Source organism: Roseovarius albus (assembly GCF_900172335.1).
Classification (GTDB): Bacteria; Pseudomonadota; Alphaproteobacteria; order Rhodobacterales; family Rhodobacteraceae; genus Roseovarius; species Roseovarius albus.
The window spans coordinates 1-19,001 of record NZ_FWFX01000022.1 but is presented as its reverse complement, the minus strand read 5'-3'; the positions used below and the strand labels follow the sequence as shown (position 1 = coordinate 19,001).

Sequence of the window (19,001 nt, the reverse complement as noted above, 5' to 3'; positions counted from 1 at the left end):
TTGATATCTTTGACGATCTTCTCGCCAGGGCTCTTCGTTGTCTTTCTCATCATCCACTCCTTGGTGGCTACGATGAGCAACAAACCCTCTCTTAGCAAATCGACCTATTTGGACCCATAAGCGCTGACGTCAGACACAAAGCTGCCAAAGACGTTCGTAAACCTCTATTGCATGGAACGGAATTAAGACGCACCCAAAGTCTGAGAGCCCAAATGGTCATCAATGATCTGGTAAGTAATGAGACAGCGGCGCGTGCGCACTCCCAACAGGGCCACGGCAAAAACCATAAGCCGATCCAAAGGCCGGATACATATCAGCGACTTCCTGAAGACGTGCAATTGATCACTTGCGAACAGCAGCCGGTACATACATTGGGCTCATAGTGTGAGTTAGCTGCAATGAGCACAAAGGTCTGCTTGCCCAAGGGCACAGGCATAGTATCGGCAAGAAGTTGTAACCAAATTTGTTCATACACTTGACGACCGAAAAGCGATGAATTAGGTGGTAATTCTGTTGAGCGGGCGTTGTGTAGTGGTAAGACCTTAGCCTTCCAAACAAATTACCTCAGTTTCCTGTAGTTTCATATTCATTCTTACTCATTCTTTTTATTGACATTTATTGTTCCTAGTGATGCATTGCGTGTCACTGGTTTTCAATTCATTACCTATAAAAAGCCGACAAAATACCTAAGCTCACAGAAGCCCTCGCCAAGCGTTTGCCATTCTCTAAAGCGGGAACAGATAAACACTGGGATAACGAGATTAAGGGCCTTGTGCTCTTCGTCGGCAAACGCTCCAAGACCTGGTATTTCCAGAAAGATGTTGGCGGGAAAACACAACGCGTCTTGATTGGACGGTACCCTGTGATTTCCGCGCAGGCCGCGCGTCAGACTGCGTTGGAGCTCGCGTTGGAAATGGGGCGCGGTGCAGGAAAGGTGGCCCAGATCGGAGCGCCTAGACTTGAAGCCGCGCTTGCGTCCTATCTCAGACGACCCAAACTACGCTCAGAGGATCACAAGCACGGAATACGACAGCAGTTCGAGCTACACCTCAAAGACTGGATGCGACTGCCGCTAGATGAGATCTCAAAACAGATGGTGGTGGATCGCCATCGCGCGATGGCGGATCGCCCCTCTGGTGCTAATCACCTGCTGAAATACTTTCGAACTGTTTGGAACCATGCGCGCCGAACTCATGATCTTCCTGAGTCTCCCACGATGGCAATTGAGTGGTATGACGAACAACCAGATGGCAGGGTGATCGAGGATCTCAAAGCGTGGCGACATGCTGTTGAGGCCTTGCAAAATCCAATCCATACGGTGTTCTACGAGCTCCTGTTGTTCACAGGTTTGCGCAAGTCGGAGGCACTTACCCTAAAATGGGAGCAAGTTCTGGAAGACCGCATTCATTTGCCAATGACCAAAAATGGTAGGAGCTTTGATTTACCGATCTTACAGGTTCATCACGAGATCTTGGCTCCTATGCGTTCATTGAGTGCGACGTGGGTCTTTCCGTCACCGAAATCCATGACAGGTCATGTGACGGGCCCCGCAAAATTTGGATGGAGCCCACATGCGCATAGACGCACCTTTGCAACCGTTGCAATGGAGGCGGGTGTTCTGGAAGAAGTCGTAGGGAGACTTCTCAATCATACGCCTTTGTCCATAACAGGTCAGCGGTATGCGCTGCCTTCTCTTGATGCGCTGAGGCCAGCCATGGAAACCGTGTGCAGTGAGTTGCAGCTGCGGTCAGGCGTGTGAGCATTCGCAAACGCCAAACTGTTGGATTTGATATGTCAGTTAATGAACGAGACCTAGACAACACTGAATTCTACAAAGAAATAGAAAATACGCTGCGAAAACACCTGCCTGATCAGATCGAATCTGAGTATGCATGGATGGCTCAATACCTAGTGTTTGATCAAGCGCACTCACTCGATGAATTCTGGAGCAGAAAAGAAGTCACCAAATTCCTCATTGAGATCAAATATTTTGAGAAGAAGCTTAATAACACCTACTTCGATTTGCCAATTTTGGTTAGCGAAGCGCTGCGATTTGCGGCCTCAGAAAAGTCTGGGGCGTTGGAACAAGCAAAGATGGCGGGTGCCGATAAAAAGGATACATACAAAAACGCGTTCTTGGATCATCCCTCAAGGTCAGCACTGTCGTCTTGCGATGGCGCAGCGATCCTTGACGTTATCGCTTTCTGAGACAAGCAATTCGCATGGCCATCGCATTTTTCGGCGAAAGATGTGAAAAGCACGGGCTTCCCGAACCATCGAGATCCGCAATGTTTTGTTAGGCAACCATAAACAATGGTTATTGCCCTAGATAGGTATTGCAAGATTTGCGATGCATCTGATTTATTGGCCGGAAGTCAAGTGAACTCTTTGGGGTTAGCGTTTGCAGGAAACCAACAATCAGGAATTCGAGGGTGAGCTTCGCATACACGAGGCGCTGGACGTTGCGTCGACAACGCCGGTTTTTGCGTTCTACACTCTTTTGGCCTTTTCAGTCATGATCTTGCAGATCGGACCCTCAAACCTGACAATACCCGCTATCGCAGCCGTTGCTCTGCAGTTGTTTATTAATCTGATGGGGATGAAGAGCTATTACGCCCTGCGTAAGAAATCTCGACCCAAATCCATTTCTAAGCGGCGACTTAAAGTAATTCTGATTACTTCGCTGATTTTGGGAGCCAGTTGGGGCAGCTTCAATTTTTTCATGATACCGTATCTACAGCCGCATTCGCAAATGTTGCTATATCTTTTTGCCTTCATTGGAGCATTTGGCGGGGCCACAACGTTTTCATTAAGGGTGTCATGGGGATTTTCCAGTCCAATCCTCTTCTTGACATGGGTGGCCATGCTGTTTTGGGGGCCGCTGGAATGGTACATTAACACAATAACCATTCTGGGCACTGTTTTTGCAATTACGCAGTTAACATTCCTGACGCGAAAAAGTGCAATCAATGGCATCAAGTTGACGCTGGCCAACACAAAAGCGCTGAACGATCAACTTAAGGCCGAAAACAAGATGCGTGAACTGGCGCGCATTCCTGAGGAGAACCCCAACCCCGTCTTGCGCGTTACAAAACAAGGTGAACTCATTTATGCCAATAAGGCAAGCTCTCCGTTGATCGAAGCACTGCGGCTGAAAGTGGGTGACCGAGTAGGAACGGATTGGAGTGAGCGCGTCGCCACGGCTTTAAGTGCAGATCAACGGCAAGATTTCGAGTACGAGGCCAGTGGTCAGATCTATGCCCTATTGCTTTGGCCGGTTCCAGAAGGCGGGTATGCGAACATTTACGGCCGGGATATTACCACTCTCAAAAAGACGCAAAACTCTCTTATTCATGCAGAAAAAATGGCAAGCCTGGGTCAGCTGACGGCGGGCATCGCCCATGAAATCAAAAATCCGCTGAACTTCGTGAATAATTTCTCCAAGCTGTCCATGGAAATGATGGCTGAACTTGTCGGCGTTTTGAAAAAACCGCTCAGCTCTCTAAAAGAAGACGACCGTGAAGACGCCGATGACTTGATACAGACCGTGATGGGTAACCTGCAAAAAATAGGCGAACACGGTCATCGCGCAGATAGCATAGTTAAAAACATGCTTTTGCACTCGCGCGAGGGTACGGTAGAGAAGCAGCGCATAGATCTGAATGCGCTAGTGCAGGAAGCCGCCAACCTTGCGTTTCATGGCGCACGTGCAACAGACAAAACCTTTAACGTGGACGTCCAGATGGATTTTGACGGTGAGGTCGGCGATGTAGAATGCTTGCCGCAAGAGTTGCAACGTGTTGTGCTAAATGTGTGTTCTAATGGCATGTATGAAGCAGCGAAAAACGCGGGCTCTTTTGGCCGGGAACCGATTTTGAAAGTGTCGACCCAACGGATGGGCGGACGTTATGAGGTCAGGGTCACAGACAATGGTGGCGGTATCCCTGAAGATATGCGTGACAAAATTTTCAACCCGTTTTTCACCACCAAACCCACAGGCGAAGGAACTGGGTTGGGGCTTTCCATGAGTTTCGATATTATCAAACAGCATGACGGTGGGCTATCTTTCGAAACTGAGTTAGGCCAAGGGACGACGTTCCTGTTCTACCTACCTGAGGCAAATGATGAATAATCTGCGAAAGGATGCGTGATGCCTAAGATACTGCTGGTCGATGACGAACCCGACGCAAAAGAGCTTTTTCGTCAGAATTTTCGGCGCGAGATACGAAAGAACCAATACGAATTCATGTACGCACAATCCGGACAAGAGGCCCTTGAGATACTGGTTTCGCCGATTCCACCAGATGTTCTGCTGGTCTTGTCTGATATCAATATGCCCGGAATGTCTGGCCTTGAATTACTGGACGAGGTTAAATCTAGGGCTCCTGACCTCCCGGTAATCATGGTCACTGCATACGGAGATAAGAGAACTGAAACCGAAGCGATCAAGCGCGGAGCCAGAGGATTGGTCTCCAAGCCCGTCAATTTCGAAGACCTCAAAAACTCGTTGACCATAATGGTGGACGAAGTTTCACAATGACGAACACAGCACGTATTCTCGTGGTAGATGACGAGCCAGATGTAGAGGCATTGGTTACTCAAAAATTCCGTCGCGAAATTCGCAAAGGTCAGATGGAATTTGTTTTTGCACACAATGGTCAGGAGGCGCTTGATTATCTGGATAAAGACACCGAAGTGATGATGGTTCTGTCTGACATCAACATGCCTAAGATGGACGGCCTCACCCTGCTGACACACCTGGGCGAAGATTATCAAGATCTTAAAACTATTGTTGTTTCCGCTTATGGCGATATGGAAAATATTCGTACAGCTATGAACCGCGGCGCGTTCGATTTCCTAACGAAGCCCATTGAATTTGACGACCTTGAGGCGACGATAAACAAGACGCTGAAGCATCTTGAATTATTTCGCCAGCTGCAACGGGAAAAGGCCGAAGCTGAATTGGCTCGTGCAACCCTTTCCCGATATTTTTCGCCAAATGTTGTGAAAACGCTTTCCGAAGGGACGGGAGAGATCGAAGCCGGCGGCAAACGCTGCGAGGCGACGTTTCTGTTCACTGATCTGGCTGGCTTCACGCCGTTGGTTGAAGCCACAGATTCTGACACAATTATTGCGCTACTGAATGACTACATAGAAGGCGTCGCCAGAGTGATTTTTGCGCATGAGGGCACCGTCATGAAAATTATCGGCGATGCAGTTCACGCAACGTTTGGCGCGCCGGTACCGCAACCTGATCATGCAGTGCGAGCCGTCAATGCAGCGCTAGAGATCGACGCTTTTTCCGAAGGGTTTCGAAAAATCTGGAATGAGAGTGGCATAGATCTTGGGCTAACGCGGATCGGCGTGAACACCGGCGAGGCTGTGATTGGTAATTTTGGCGGCAAGTCGTTCTTCGATTTCACGGCATATGGGGATGCAGTAAATGTTGCTGCGCGTCTTGAGGCCGCCAACAAATCTCTTGGGACTCGAATTTGCATGAGCGAGACGACGCGCGCCCAAATATCTGATTTTTATGGACGACCTTCCGGAAATCTCCTGCTTCCGGGAAAGTCCAAACCTTTGACGGCTTTCGAACCTCTCACAAAAGAACGTGATGCGCTTCCTGCTATGGAAAATTATAGGACGGCATATAGCAAACTGGCGGAAGGATCCGATACGGCGCGCCAGCTCTTTGCCGCATTGATTGCGGACTTGCCTGACGACCCCTTAATACTACTACATTTGCAACGGACACTTTCGGGCGCAATCAATGTCGACATTGAGATATCTTAAACCCCTAAAATTGTGCCAGATGACGTCTTTGAGTTCCTTGTACCAGCACTCTTTGGGCAGGTTTGAGTATTTGAACGATGGAGGATTTCTGGTTCATCTTATAAAGTAGGAGATCGAGATGACAAAAAAGCCAATGCCAGAAACGATCAAGGTACGTGACCTGCAACCACACGATAGTGTCTGTTGGCTTTACAAGCAGAATATGCAAGCCTTTTGCAAATAACGGAAATTTCAGATCTTGATTTTAAGGCCACCCGCACAATGTAGCTATTTGAAATTTGTTTTTCAGCACAACTTTGAGTGTCCGGTTTCATAAAAAACCACTGCGTCGCCGAATCCTTCTCGCCGCACGTGCAAAGACTTTCGGCGCGAGCAATAGGCGAGTCTGTCCCGCATTTCGTGAGTTCAGCCAACCTCTGATTTTGCACTTGCAACGAACGACAGATTCGACAGGCTGCGTCGCAGCATCGGTTGGCAAAGCTAAATGACTGGTTTGGGCTGCTTGCCAATGGCGAAGGATGAGATAGCTCCAGATAGACGGTTGTAACTGCGCCAAGTCGATGGATTTGGTTTTTGAAATCAAATTAGAATATGGGTAAAATTTGCTTTAAGTTAGTTAATCAAGAAAGGACTTATCGTATCAATAAGTTTGACCCTAAGACGCTATCAATAGCTCATCAAGACGTGGTTAAAAACACCCATCGATGGCTTGAACAAATGGTAGTTGGATTAAATCTATGCCCTTTTTCCTCCAGCGTCATAGCCCGAGGCCAAGTGTATTATGCCGTATGTGATGCCACCACCGATGCACAGCTAAAGCAGTTCTATCTGACTGAATTGCAGCGCCTGCTAGAGACTAATGAAAAAGACATTGCCACTAGCTTGCTCATGTTTACCCAAGGTCTAGAAGAGTTCGATGATTACCTCGACTTACTCGATTGGTTTCAGCAGCTATTGGAGAAAGCAGAAGTGACCGAGCATGTGCAATTAGCGTCATTTCATCCTCAATATCAATTTGAGGGTGTGGCGATAGACGATCTCAGCCACTTTACTAATCGCTCTCCCTATCCAACCATACATCTTCTGCGTCAAGATCAGATGACTAAAGTCCTCGCGCACGTTTCGGATCCCGAGAGGATTTATATAGATAACATAAAGACATTGAATAAACTTGGCCGCCGCCAGGTCGAAGCACTCTGCCCCTGGGGGACATAAAAACTGTTTTGTATCGTCATGTAACCAAGTCAGTCGTCAGGTTTTTGGGTCCAAGGACGGCTTAAGCTAAGAGGGAGTTTGGTTCATCTGGTTTGTCGCATTGCTATGGTCCAACTTTGTGGTGAGAGGGTACAAAGTCCGTACAACTGACCTTGAGACCAAGTTAGGTTTTGCAACAACAGCGAACGGCAGCAATGCGCGCTGCGCCTGAAGAAATTTGGATCCGTGTCGAGTGACCGCTAAGGGCCGTTAGCTTTGGGCGAGCTGGTCGCGGCATCCAAAAAAGCATCGCCTAGAGGTAAAGCAAGAGCCTAATCTTCAGTACCTATAAGGCATTTTTCCATTTGGCTTGAGCCACATAGATGATGCTATCATCGACACTAACCACGCCGCTAGTGCGACCAGACAATACGGTTACTCTCAAGGTTCGTTTTGAAGTCCTTGAATGGGGTACATGGCGAGACGCTAGTTCACCATCTTGACCGCTTCAACTGTGGTTTCTCTACCAGTGCCTCGTTTGAACTTCATTGAACGACAGCAAGCAGAAAGTAGAGCTGAAATATTGCAGCCATCGCGATAGAAATCCCCATTGGGAGTGTTCGACCTTGTTGGATACTTGCCCAATCTGTAGCAAAGTTTGGCCGAAATGAACGAAGGCCAATCATCAACACGATTCCAACCAATAAACATGCCGAAAACACATATGCAAATAGTATGAGGCTGATGGACGGTATGAACAAAACGAGAGCGGATAGTATTTTCACATCACCGCCACCCACGATGTGAAAAGTGAACAACGAAAATCCGAATACAAAGATTATCCCAGCATACAACAGTCGTGAGACAACCTCATCGAACGGAAGAAATGGGCAACAAACAATAAAGAGCCCCAGCGCCATTAGTGAAAGCTTGTTGGATATACGCAGATGCCTCAGATCGGACACTGCGGCGGCGAACAGTATGGGCTGTACGAATACAAGTGGCAACAAGTCCATCATGCCACCTCAACCAGTTTTCAAATGACCGTATGGTGAGCTTTCTGCTCGTGCGAAGGAAAGCAACCGATACAACAACTCCGATTGAGAATGCGTATCTGTCTTCGCATAAATATTTCGAAGGTGGGAACGCAAAGTTGACGCTGAAATGTTCAGTTCGGACTGAATTTGTTCAAAGACTTGCCCACGACTAAGGAAGAGGCAGACGCGGTATTCGGCCCGGCTCAGCTTAGCAGGGTTCGACATGCTTAAAATAGGGGTCGCCACATCAGGTTCAGAGCAACGATGTACAGACTTGCTGAACGACTCCGCCATCAGACCTGGGGCACGATTTTTCCATGTCCATACCAACGTACTCGCTACCATATTAAGCAAAGCCCGCAATTCGAACTTCAGGGTATCCGCAAAATGGATTTCAGCGAAGTCGATTGTCTTATCATCAACAGACAGAGGAATGATGGCAAGATCTACCAAATTGCGGCGGCGTTGAAATTCCTCCAGACTTGGATCCGCTTCATGCTCTAACATCGACTTGAACCAAATTGATCCCGGCTTTGGCTTGTCAAAATACCGTCCCAATATTGAATAAGCGTAAGAGCGGGTTAGCGATGTGGTTCGCGAATAACCTCGACGCTGATCAAACTGTAGTATTTTGTTTCTATGGGGGTCTTCACGTAACACTCTGGACAACACTACGGCTTCAGCATCTAGGCCGACCGTAATTCTTTCCAAGGCGTCAATGTACGAAGATTTTCCGTGCAAGAACTCGCACCAATGTGCGATTGCTCCGATCATTCCGGCTTCGACGACGCGCCCTCCCGGCAGGTCATCGCCACTCAATTTACCTTCACTCAAAACACACTCCTTCAACACAACTACTACTAAGTAAAAAACAACAACTTATTGTGGCAAACTGCGTTATTCTTTCCGACGGTCAAGAAGTCTAAAAATTGGTTCTAAGTCAGTCAATTATTTGCAGCGTAAATGGCCTAAATGATCATTTTTACAATGTACTAGGGTAAATCTATCCTCCAAAAGCAACTAAAAGCATTTAAACTACATGCATTGTTTCTGCTGGATCAACCTCCTCCGTAAAAGCGTATGTATCGGATTACAACCGGGCCGATAGTGATTAAAATCAAGGCGGGCAACATCAAGGATGCCAAAACGGCTGACATTTTGACCGGCAATTTATTTGCCATCTCTTCCGCGCGTAGTTCTCTGAACTTGCGAAGTTCTTGCGAATATGTAGTCAGTGCGCTGGCCATGCTCGTGCCGAATTGCATAGATTGATAGACCACATTTGCGAAAGATCTGACGACTTCGACCCCCGTACGATCAGCCATATCCTGCATCGCCACATCACGGGCCCTCCCCGCTTGCACCTGTGTTTGAACACTCAGGAATTCGAAAGCGATGTCCGGTGAGACTTCGACCAATTCGTTGCCAACACGCGTCATTGCCGCATCAAACCCGAGCCCCGCCTCAACCGAAATCTGCATCAGATCTAGTGCATTCGGGAAGCCCTCTTCAATTCTGCGCCGGCGCTCGGCCACACGCTGGTTAAGCCAGAAGACGGGCCCAAAATACCCCAAGGCGACCAAAATAGTCAGCAGTTGGAAGATCTTCATACTGGACAGTGTCGCTATGGATTTATGTAATCCAAGTGGCAGATGCACACCGGACACTTGTGATGTCACTATCAATGCGACCAACAATGCTGGCAAAATCAGGCCTAAGAAAATCCGAACCATAGTGAACTTAGTTAGCGCACCTGAATGTGGATATCCGGCCTGCGATAGCTTTCGTTGCAAACTTGTTCTTGCCGTTGCATCAGAAGGCACGAAGGACTTCATCAGACCCTTTGGTCCGTTATCCATGGGTCGCAATAAACCCCGATTTTGACGGGCGGCTCGTCGTGCCTCAGGTGAACTGGCTGCGATACGTACAGCAGCGGGGTTAGGACGGCGTAACATCGCTAGCATCCCGACAAAAGCCAGGAACGCTCCGATTGCCACCAAACCAATGATCACATGATTGGGACTTAAGCCAAATTGCCCCGAGACGATTTCCATATATTCAAACATGATGGATCTCCTGCGTCAGATGCGGAAATTGACCAACTTCCTCAGAATGAGGAAATTCAGCACGGTGAAGCCAACAATCGCGAGCGCCATTGGCATGAACAGCGGATCGTTTGAAACACCGCGGTAATAGCTGGGGGTCGTTGACATAGTGTAGCCAAAGATCACGACCGGCAGAGCAGACAAAAACCATGCGGTCAGACGCCCTTCCGAGGATACCGCCTGGATCTTACGACGCAGCGCGATACGGGATCTTATGACACCGGCAAGAGTTTGAACTACTGATGCCAGATCTCCACCTGTTCCGTGTTGAATACCAATGCTGGCTGACAAATAACTCACATCCTCCAGATCAACCCGCTCCGCAAATTCCTGCATCGCATCCGTAAGGTCGTCACCAAAGTTGATTTGATCGTAGACGATTCCGAATTCGGTGCCGATCGGGTCCTGCATTTCGCGAGCCACTGCCCCGATTGACGTGTTCAGCGGATGACCTACGTGCAAGCCTCTCGCCATCAACTCCAGCGCGTCAGGAAGCTGGTGCACCAATTTCTCAGCCTGTTTCCCTGCACGGTCACGCACCAGAATGATGGGCAAAAACAGCCCAAGGCCAAACGCGAACAAGACCGCACGCACAGGATCGGTTTTATTCAATGCAATAATGAGAATGACGATAACCGCAGCAGAGCAAAGCATGAAAAAGCTGGATGGTTTGATCGTTAATCCTGCCCGCAACATTGTGCGCGGGAAGTCTGCAATAAAGGGCAGTTTTCCCAACAGTCCGCTTTTGGGGGGAGGCTTGAGCAGCGCCAACAACTGTTCAGGCGTTGCACCATCCGCGATCAACTTGAGCCTGCGGCTCTTGGCTTCACCTCTGCTTTCGCGGCGGCTTAGCATTTGTATAGCGCTTGTCACGACAAGTAAAATACCAACTGCGAGGCCACTGTAGAGAAGGTAAATTAGCTCTTGATCCTGGAAAATATCTTGCATCGCTCAAGCCCCCTTCGCCATGAATGTTGAATTGGACAGGTCGATACCGGCGGCGATTAGATCATCTGCACAGCGTGGCCTGATTCCGGTTGGTATAAACTCTCCGATAATTTCGCCGTCTTCCGTTTTACCTTTCTTTTGAAAGATGAAAATGTCCTGCAGCATGATTACGTCCCCCTCAAGACCAACGATCTCGGATATGCTCATCACACGTCGCTTGCCATCGGCCAAACGAGAAAGGTGGACAATGAAGTGCAGGCCCGAGGCAATTTGCGAACGGATCGCCGAAAGCGGCATATCCATTCCCATCATCGAGACCATCTGCTCAATCCGGCTGATGGCATCACGGGCAGAATTCGAGTGTACGGTCGTCATCGACCCATCGTGACCAGTATTCATCGCTTGCAGCATGTCAAAGGCTTCTGCACCACGAACCTCCCCTACGATAATCCGATCTGGACGCATCCGCAGGGCATTTCGTACGAGTTCACGTTGCTGAACCGCCCCTTCGCCCGATGGATTGGGGGGGCGAGTTTCAAGTCGGACAACATGCTCTTGCTGCAATTGAAGCTCGGCAGCGTCTTCAATGGTGACGACACGAGTTGTCGGATCAATACTTGCCGACATTGCATTGAGCATCGTCGTTTTTCCCGAACCGGTACCGCCCGAAATCAATACATTCATGCGCGCTTCGACAAGCCCTTGCAAAAACCCCGAAGCTTGCGACGACAGTGCTTCGTTATCGACAAGACGATCCATTTTAAGAGGTGTACGTGAAAATTTACGAATGGACATTGATGGCCCATCAATCGCACATGGCCGAATAATTGCATTGACACGGCTACCATCCTCCAACCGAGCATCAACCCAGGGGTTGCTCTCATCAATACGCCGTCCAACACGAGAAACGATCTTGTCGATAATTCGAAGCAAGTGCTTTTCATTGCGGAAGCGGGTCACAGACTTTTCCAGCACCCCGAATCTCTCGATGAAAACGTTTGTATGCCCATTTATCAAAATGTCGTTGATGGACGGATCGGCCAACAAGGGTTCAAGTGGGCCAAGGCCAAGCACTTCGTCCATAAGATCGTCAACAATCTGCTTGAACTTGCCTGAACAAACAGGATTGTTTTCTTGTCTCAGAACTTCACTAACAAGATTGCCCACTTCACGCCGTAATTCCTCGGGCTCGACCTTTTCGATGATGGAATAATTGAGGCGGTCCAGCAAAGCATCATGCAGACGGCTTTTGAGTTCCAGATATTTGATCAGTTCACGATCTTCTTCTGTTTCCCCATCCATTGGCTGTTTTTCGGCTGCTTTCTCGGTGGTCAAAGTATAGACGTTGCTGTTTTCGTCAGCTTCTTCGTCGCGTTTTGAAAAATTCTTAAACATTTAACCCACCCTTTATTGTACTTGCTGAGCCGAGTGCGGCGCCTGGGCGAGTTCGGCTTTAATCGTGGTAACCAATCGCTTTACCGCCTTGTTCAGGCTGGACGAACGAGCGGCTTTGGACAGAGGAACGCCACGATCCACAGCCTCACGGGCGGCTTTTGGATGCGGTGGCAGCCAGTGTCGAAGTGGTCGCTCAAGGGCCTTCGCCGCTTCGGTATGGTGACGCCCTTGAATTAGGGGTTTTTTCTCGTGACTGACGACAAGATCAATCTGAAGGGTCAGATTGTCTTCGGTATAAAAATCGATCAACTGACGCGCCTTTTGCACCGCTGGTACAGTACTGTCCAAGACCAGAAGCATGCGATCTGTGGCTTCCAAGACAGGTGCCAACCACTCCACAAGTGCATGAGGTAGATCGACGACGACATAATCGTATTCATGCTGCAGCACTTGCAAAAGCTTACTAACCTGCTGCGGTTTCAAGGCGTCGAGCGGCGCCAGTTTCGAAGGCGCTGCCAGAACCGACAGCCCATTCGGAAAATGCTCCATGGATTGGCTAAGAAAGGTCGCGTCAGGCTCCGTCCCATCCATGGACAACTGATAAAGCGCCTCATTTGGCTTGGCGTCCAGAAAACTGCTGATCGAACCAAATTGTAGATCCAGATCAACCAAGGCAACCCGGCAGTCAGGTTTGTCCTGCTTTCGTCGAACTTTGCCAAGCAAATGATCAGCGAAATTCACAGCAAGCATAGTTGCACCAATTCCGCCACGTGCTTGCGCGATTGTGATCACCTTACCCAGAGTGCCCTGATCCGGCATCAAAGCGGGCAATTGAATTTTGGGCTTAAGACGCTTGGAAATTTCAGCTTCTAACTCATCAGGTGAAATGGTTTCGGCCAAAACACCATCCACACCTGCACGCGTCAAAAGCTGGGCATCAGCAAGAGTGGTCTCCGCGCCTGAAAGCGCAAGAATAACTGCTTTCTCCCCATTCGCCTCGCGTAGTCGCTTGATTGCTAAGACATCAATTTCGGTGTCAGTTTCAGTCTGAAAAAGGATCAGGTCGTGCGTATCAGCCAACACACTCGCGCGCCCATTCATTTCGGTAAGCGTGCCGCTGCATTCTTCGTAGTTATACTGCTGGTCAGCCTTAAGGGCCGCTCCGATTTCCGGAAACGGTTTGGAATCCTTGGAAATAAGAACAATGGATTTTGTTTCTGTGGTCATAATAATACCCTTTCCAATCACCCGTTATCACCGTGCGCCAGATCCTCGGCTGGCATCGAGGCACTCAATTCAGGGAAATCGACAGTGGCGCCAAGGCCATTCGGAGCAGTTCCTCCGGCCAATCCGACTAAACTTCCCAATGGAGACACAAATTCGAAATCCAGATTTTGTATTTCGACAGTGACCATCGGCGTATAAGGCCCCCCAAGAAAACCGAGATCACTGTCGCTTGCGTAGCTGAAGGATAAATTCGCAATGGTTGCATCATTGGGAAACGCCCCGCGAACGATGGTCCATATTTCGTTCGCCGTCGGGTTCACTGCGGAGCCATTACACTCGATCACTCCCAGATTTGCGCAGATATTTGACCCGGAATTACACGACGTTCCAAATTTTGGCGGTGGAGTAACCGTAGTTGTGCCACGCTCGATAAAGTTAGGCACACCGGCACAGGCCGCGGGTCGAACCACCGCAATCCGCGCCGCAACCTGGACAGCTTTTTCAACCGTCACATAATGAAATGCCATGCGGCCAAAATCGATTAACCCAAAAAACACCAACAAAAAGATCGGTACTACAACTGCCAGTTCGACCAGGGTTGTACCCTCTTCATCCCGGCGAAATTTCTGCAATCTTCGCGCGATACGTTGAAATGTAGACAGACTCTGGGTCATGTTCCAAATACCCTGCTTTGATCTGCCACAGTTTTGGTCATCGTCGACAGACTGCTTCCATTCAGGCCAAAGAGCCCAGAAAACGGGAATTCAATCGTCATCGTTGCCGTGATCTGCACGACCGGCGCCGGGGAAACCCGATATGTTCCCGCGACACAGTTTAAACTTGGCGTGACGGAATCGACCGTAATATTTGTCGGAAAGATCGAGGTGCCCCCAATTGTTTGGCGCACGATATTTTCGAGATCGCTGGTGTAGCCAGCAACTGATCCACCGTCCGCACAGATTTCGCTCGATGTGACACGCGCCAGATAGCGGGTGGCGTCGCGCACACCTGCATTCACGGCCTGATATGACCACATGAGCCGGCCGCCTTCGATGACAACTGCAAACAGCAACAGCATCATCGGCAGCATAATTGCGAATTCAACCAGTGCTGCGCCGCGTTCATCTGCGCGGAAGCGCTTGAAAAACTTCTTATATGTGGACAAATGCAACATCTGGATCACCGATACAACTGGACAACATCGCGGAACAAACCACTGTTGCCACCATTGCCGCTGCCTCCTGCGCTTCCAACGATCTCCCCCCAGATGTCCAAGCGTGGCGGTGATGTACCATCATCACCAACTGGCTCTGTCAGGAAGATTTTGAAAAACTCTTTCACGGGAACGTTGGTTTTGGCTCCATTGATGGCATTCGCGGAGCAATCGATGCCTGCGGCAATGACCACGCGTCGCTCTGGGTCCGCGCTTTGATTGTTTGAACATTGCGGGCGGCCATTTTCTGACAAACCTGACAAAATGTCAGAGCTTGATGCGGCCCCGCCCGAAGCGGCGATCTCATCAAGATAATATTGAAATCTTGTCGCAGCACCAGGATGAGGGTCGACCCCTCCGTAATTTGTGTCCACATAATCTACACGACCGGCAGCCCAGTTTCCGTCGCCATACCGTGAACACGTTCCTGCTTCGAAACATGTATCGCGTGGTAGGCCGAGGGTATCAGTGGAAATCTCCTCATTTTGACCGATGCAGGAACCACCGCCTTTAGGTACAATTCCCTTTATGACATTTGGTGCAGGTGGATAGTCTGGATCATTCCTGTTTCCGTTCATGATCGACTTGTAAATATCAAACCGGGTGTTGAAAATCGCGTCTTCGATGCCGACTTTCTGACCAGGTTCAATATCGACACCGCGCTGGTTAAAACACTGAGTCAATACGCCTTCGGCACCAAGTAGGCAGGCATCCAATTTAACACCATTTAATCCTCCGCAGGGGCCTTCCGGATCGACTTTAACCTTGGAAGGATCAAGAAACCCAAAAGCTCCGGGCCCCCACGCAGCCCCATTTCCGCCCGAGCGCAGGCGGATCATTTTCCCGATATTGTTATCCGCTTTGTAGTTCGTATTGGGTAGGCAGAACATTAGCGGTGTCACGTCGCAGGCATATTGCGTGTACCCCGCAACCGCACTTGCCCGGACCGTATTGTTCGGCGCGTTATCCGCGTCGGTCAGCGCGGCAAACGCGGCTGCGAATGTCAATTCAACGGTCGATGAATTCACCTGCACATGGGCATAAATCGCATCAGCAGGATCTGTTGTTGTGGCCGAAATGATGCTGCCATCGCTATCAGGCAGATCTGACAGGAACGTCAGTGTATAATCGCTTTCTCCGGCAAGAGTATGCCCCCCGGACCCATAAGTCTTGCGATCACTGATTAGATTTGCCGCGGCTGCAGTGGCGCGAGTGATTGCGTCATTCTCACCGTCCAGCTCACCGGCCGCAGCAAGGGCGACATTGTCGGCATAGGACTGAAGCTCCGTCTGGGTCACGGCCACGCGCCCCATATCGAAAGACATCGCGACAATGCCCAGGATAACCACGAAGGACATGCCCCAGATCACCAGCATTGTGCCGTCTTCGTCTGTCGCAAATCGCTTTATGTTGATTAGGGGTCGCATATCAAAACGTCCGATCTCTGCCAGTCTATGATTAGTTGATTTCGGTTTCGGTAACTTCGATGCCGCGGCGGACAGTAATTGTTTTACGGCGCACCACCTCTTCGTTCACAGGCTGCTCTTTCAGAATGTCGCTCAACTTGATCGCTTCCAATTGGACATCCTCAGATGCGTCCAAGGTGCGCAGTGAAAGGCTCAATGTTCCGGCCTTTTGCGCCAGCGCCAATCGCTGACCTTCTTGAGGCGTCACCTCAACGGTTACGGTGCGTGCGATTTCTGGTGAATCCGATTGTTCGTCCGCTTCCTGATCCACCCCGATCACACGGACATTTTGCAAAATAGTCACCGTGCGCAACGTGTCCTGACGACCTTGGGTCAATAACACATCAACATTGTCACCCGGGGTCACAAAACCGCCCACGGCAGTTTCGGCGTTCACTTTGATTGCCATCGCTCGATGATTGGGGCCCAGAGTCTGGACAATCGTGACCTTTTCGCCAAAATCTGAAACCTTTGGAGCCAGCACCAATTCGCCCTGGCCAATGGCACGGCGTGCCCGGCGTGGCGGTTTTCCTGGTTCGGGCAGCAGCATTGCATAGCCGTCGAAGGTACCGGCAGGCACAGCATCAACCGGCCAGGAAATCGTTCTGAGTAAATGTGCCTCGATAGCTTGTCCAAAGGCGATATCACTGCTGGCAACAACCACATCAACAACAAGGCTTTCCTCACCGGCATCCTTGTTTGCATACTGGTTTTCGAGAACTTCACGGGCCAAATACGCTGAGCCACCGGCAACCGCCAGACCCGCGAGGAAGGTAAGAACTGATGAAAGGCGCATGTCGAAATTCCCTTTTTACTTATAATGCCGGTTGTTTTCCAAAGTTTGCGAGACGTCCTGATATCTCTGACCAAGCACAGTCGCGATCTGGAAATTTGGATTGTTTTGCCGTGGCAGAGCCCCGCCACGACAAAAACAAAACCGCCCATTCGGGCGGTCTGATTCACTGGGTGTTTGGCATCTCGTCGCCAGCAGCATCCATAGCATCACCAACATCTGTTGCCAGATTGTCCAAAGCGGCAACACCCAGCCCAACAGCCAGTGCAACAGCCACACCATATTCAACAAGCGTCACACCTTTTTCGTCACGACGAAAGCGACCCAGTAGTTTCTTAAATTGTTCCATTTTATCATCTCCTGATACGTAAAAAGCTGATTTCTTCAGCCTTCGGGACTAGTTGCCAAACAGATATTTTGGACAACTTACTGCCACATTACGCGTCAGGAATCATGCGAAGCATCCACTATAAAGACCACTTATACATCTTTTGATTGTATTAATGGGCAAAATATGTCGAAACTTTGTCAACCCGATTCTATCGAACGGCGCTGTCAGGCGAATTCGAACTCGTCTCTGAATGGACAGTTAAGCTACCCTTTATTTCGCGCAGAGACCGCACCACTCGGAGAGAGCGGCAGCACGATTGAGTTTAAAATTTGACCTTGAGTAGAGACTGCGTTCCGAACTGATGAGATTGTGAACTGAGGCATGAACGGATGCGAAATTCTGTAAACTCCGCATACGCCTTTAGCGAAGTATTGCCGGCTCTCGTCGTCGAAACGGAAGGTGTGAAATTTCCACGCGATGGTTTAACCATCGGTCCGTCTTCTGGCGGTGGGCGATGTGCAGCACCATAGGAACGTAGCCTGTCGGTCATAAGCTCCTCTGGCTGACCGTGCTTGAGCATTGCCTCCTTAAGGAACTTCAAGGTTGCTTTCTTGTCGCGCTTCTTTGTGACGATGCTTTCCAGAAACTCACCATCCTGGTCAACGGTCCAGCAAAGACAGTGCCTTTCGCGATTAATCTTCACGAAAATCTCGCCCAGGTGTCAGCGCCTACTGCAAGATTTCATCCCTGCTATACGCCGCCATTTGATCTCCGCCGCAGAGGTTGGGCCGAACCTGTTCCACCAAAGGCGTACAGCTTTATGGCTGACATCCACTCCACGTTCTGGAAGCAGATCTTCGGCATTGCGCGTAAAGCGGGACGCGTACTCACCTTCAAGGTTTGAGAACTTTGGTTTTAGTTCAGATTTCTGATTTTCGAGTAAGATTGCTCGAGCAATAAGTTCATGATCAGCGGAAATTTTTAGATCTTCTGGTTCTGAGCAATCATTGGTTCTTGTCGTTCAACTGAAGCCCTCCTTGTTGATTTATTATCTTCAGCCGCGGCTGACTGTTCAGCTAGGGTCTCCACGACCAAGCTTAAATCTCTTTCCGGCAGCAGGGAAACGAGGAGGGTATTCTTAGCGGCGGAGTGTCGCAAAACGGACTGATTTGCTTCCAAATTCTAAAGCGGCCGTCCGATACGCGGATAGCAATGGCAGCCCCATCCGCAAACTGTAAATCCGCTAGGACAATCTCGCTGCGCGGCGGACGAATGTCCGAAATTGCTGCGGCGCTGCGTCATAGAACTTCGTGCTTGTGCAGAATGTTTGCTGTTGCGTGCGCGCGCAGCATGAATTCAAAATGACCGCCATGGGCTCAATTCAGTCATTCGCCGCGTTACGCACTAATGGCAGTGAAGGCGAATGCGCTTCCTGCCTGCGCCAGGCATGAAGGACTTTACAAATATCACCCAAACAAGAGGACAGAACTGTCATTCAA

The 19,001-nt window shown here is 49.6% G+C and carries 17 protein-coding genes and 1 pseudogene; 6 read left to right on the top strand and 12 right to left on the bottom strand.

Annotation, left to right across the window (positions count from 1 at the left end; translation table 11 throughout):
• Positions 1-682 precede the first annotated feature (682 nt).
• From ROA7450_RS20200 to ROA7450_RS20175, 6 genes are all read left to right on the top strand, one after another.
• On the top strand, positions 683-1,759 hold the full coding sequence (locus ROA7450_RS20200) for a tyrosine-type recombinase/integrase (protein ID WP_085807773.1): 1,077 nt from the start codon (positions 683-685) through the stop codon (positions 1,757-1,759).
• On the top strand, positions 1,756-2,208 hold the full coding sequence (locus tag ROA7450_RS20195) for a hypothetical protein (RefSeq protein ID WP_085807772.1): 453 nt from the start codon (positions 1,756-1,758) through the stop codon (positions 2,206-2,208). The genes ROA7450_RS20200 and ROA7450_RS20195 overlap by 4 nt, the downstream gene beginning before the upstream one ends.
• Before the next feature lie 193 nt (positions 2,209-2,401).
• On the top strand, positions 2,402-4,132 hold the full coding sequence (locus ROA7450_RS20190; RefSeq protein WP_085807771.1) for a PAS domain-containing sensor histidine kinase: 1,731 nt from the start codon (positions 2,402-2,404) through the stop codon (positions 4,130-4,132).
• An 18-nt stretch (positions 4,133-4,150) separates the two neighbouring features.
• A complete protein-coding gene (locus ROA7450_RS20185; RefSeq protein ID WP_085807770.1) occupies positions 4,151-4,540 on the top strand; it encodes a response regulator in 390 nt (129 codons plus the stop codon).
• Entirely contained in the window at positions 4,537-5,793 is a 1,257-nt protein-coding gene (locus tag ROA7450_RS20180; RefSeq protein WP_085807769.1) for a response regulator, read from the top strand. Before ROA7450_RS20185 ends, ROA7450_RS20180 begins: the two co-directional genes overlap by 4 nt.
• A gap of 591 nt (positions 5,794-6,384) precedes the next feature.
• Positions 6,385-7,008, top strand: coding sequence for a DUF1415 domain-containing protein (locus tag ROA7450_RS20175; protein ID WP_234999616.1), 624 nt, complete (start codon positions 6,385-6,387; stop codon positions 7,006-7,008).
• A gap of 524 nt (positions 7,009-7,532) precedes the next feature.
• On the opposite strand, the gene ROA7450_RS20170 is transcribed toward ROA7450_RS20175, so the two are convergent.
• From ROA7450_RS20170 to ROA7450_RS21370, 12 genes and pseudogenes are all read right to left on the bottom strand, one after another.
• The gene (locus ROA7450_RS20170) at positions 7,533-8,006 is read right to left on the bottom strand and encodes an A24 family peptidase (RefSeq protein ID WP_085807768.1); all 474 of its coding nucleotides are present in this window, start codon (positions 8,004-8,006) and stop codon (positions 7,533-7,535) included.
• Between the two features lie 6 nt (positions 8,007-8,012).
• Entirely contained in the window at positions 8,013-8,858 is an 846-nt protein-coding gene (locus tag ROA7450_RS20165) for a helix-turn-helix transcriptional regulator (protein WP_143534551.1), read from the bottom strand.
• 224 nt (positions 8,859-9,082) lie between these two features.
• Entirely contained in the window at positions 9,083-10,090 is a 1,008-nt protein-coding gene (locus ROA7450_RS20160; RefSeq protein ID WP_085807766.1) for a type II secretion system F family protein, read from the bottom strand.
• A 15-nt stretch (positions 10,091-10,105) separates the two neighbouring features.
• Positions 10,106-11,077: a type II secretion system F family protein gene (locus ROA7450_RS20155; RefSeq protein WP_085807765.1), complete on the bottom strand. Its 972-nt coding sequence runs from the start codon at positions 11,075-11,077 to the stop codon at positions 10,106-10,108.
• A gap of 3 nt (positions 11,078-11,080) precedes the next feature.
• On the bottom strand, positions 11,081-12,472 hold the full coding sequence (locus tag ROA7450_RS20150; protein ID WP_085807764.1) for a TadA family conjugal transfer-associated ATPase: 1,392 nt from the start codon (positions 12,470-12,472) through the stop codon (positions 11,081-11,083).
• Positions 12,473-12,484: 12 nt separating this feature from the next.
• Positions 12,485-13,699 carry a CpaE/TadZ family protein gene (locus tag ROA7450_RS20145; protein WP_085807763.1) on the bottom strand — a complete coding sequence of 405 codons (1,215 nt, stop codon included), beginning with the start codon at positions 13,697-13,699 and terminating at the stop codon, positions 12,485-12,487.
• 17 nt (positions 13,700-13,716) lie between these two features.
• Positions 13,717-14,373, bottom strand: coding sequence for a TadE/TadG family type IV pilus assembly protein (locus tag ROA7450_RS20140; protein ID WP_085807762.1), 657 nt, complete (start codon positions 14,371-14,373; stop codon positions 13,717-13,719).
• On the bottom strand, positions 14,370-14,873 hold the full coding sequence (locus ROA7450_RS20135) for a TadE/TadG family type IV pilus assembly protein (protein WP_085807774.1): 504 nt from the start codon (positions 14,871-14,873) through the stop codon (positions 14,370-14,372). Before ROA7450_RS20135 ends, ROA7450_RS20140 begins: the two co-directional genes overlap by 4 nt.
• A 5-nt stretch (positions 14,874-14,878) precedes the next feature.
• A complete protein-coding gene (locus ROA7450_RS20130; RefSeq protein ID WP_085807761.1) occupies positions 14,879-16,339 on the bottom strand; it encodes a TadE/TadG family type IV pilus assembly protein in 1,461 nt (486 codons plus the stop codon).
• Between the two features lie 31 nt (positions 16,340-16,370).
• Positions 16,371-17,174, bottom strand: coding sequence for a Flp pilus assembly protein CpaB (cpaB, locus tag ROA7450_RS20125; RefSeq protein WP_085807760.1), 804 nt, complete (start codon positions 17,172-17,174; stop codon positions 16,371-16,373).
• A gap of 163 nt (positions 17,175-17,337) precedes the next feature.
• Positions 17,338-17,520 (bottom strand): Flp family type IVb pilin, encoded by a 183-nt coding sequence (locus ROA7450_RS20120; RefSeq protein WP_085807759.1) that lies wholly within the window; start codon positions 17,518-17,520, stop codon positions 17,338-17,340.
• 252 nt (positions 17,521-17,772) lie between these two features.
• Positions 17,773-18,370, bottom strand: a pseudogene (locus ROA7450_RS21370) (IS6 family transposase); the annotation flags it as partial.
• Between the last annotated feature and the right edge of the window lie 631 nt (positions 18,371-19,001).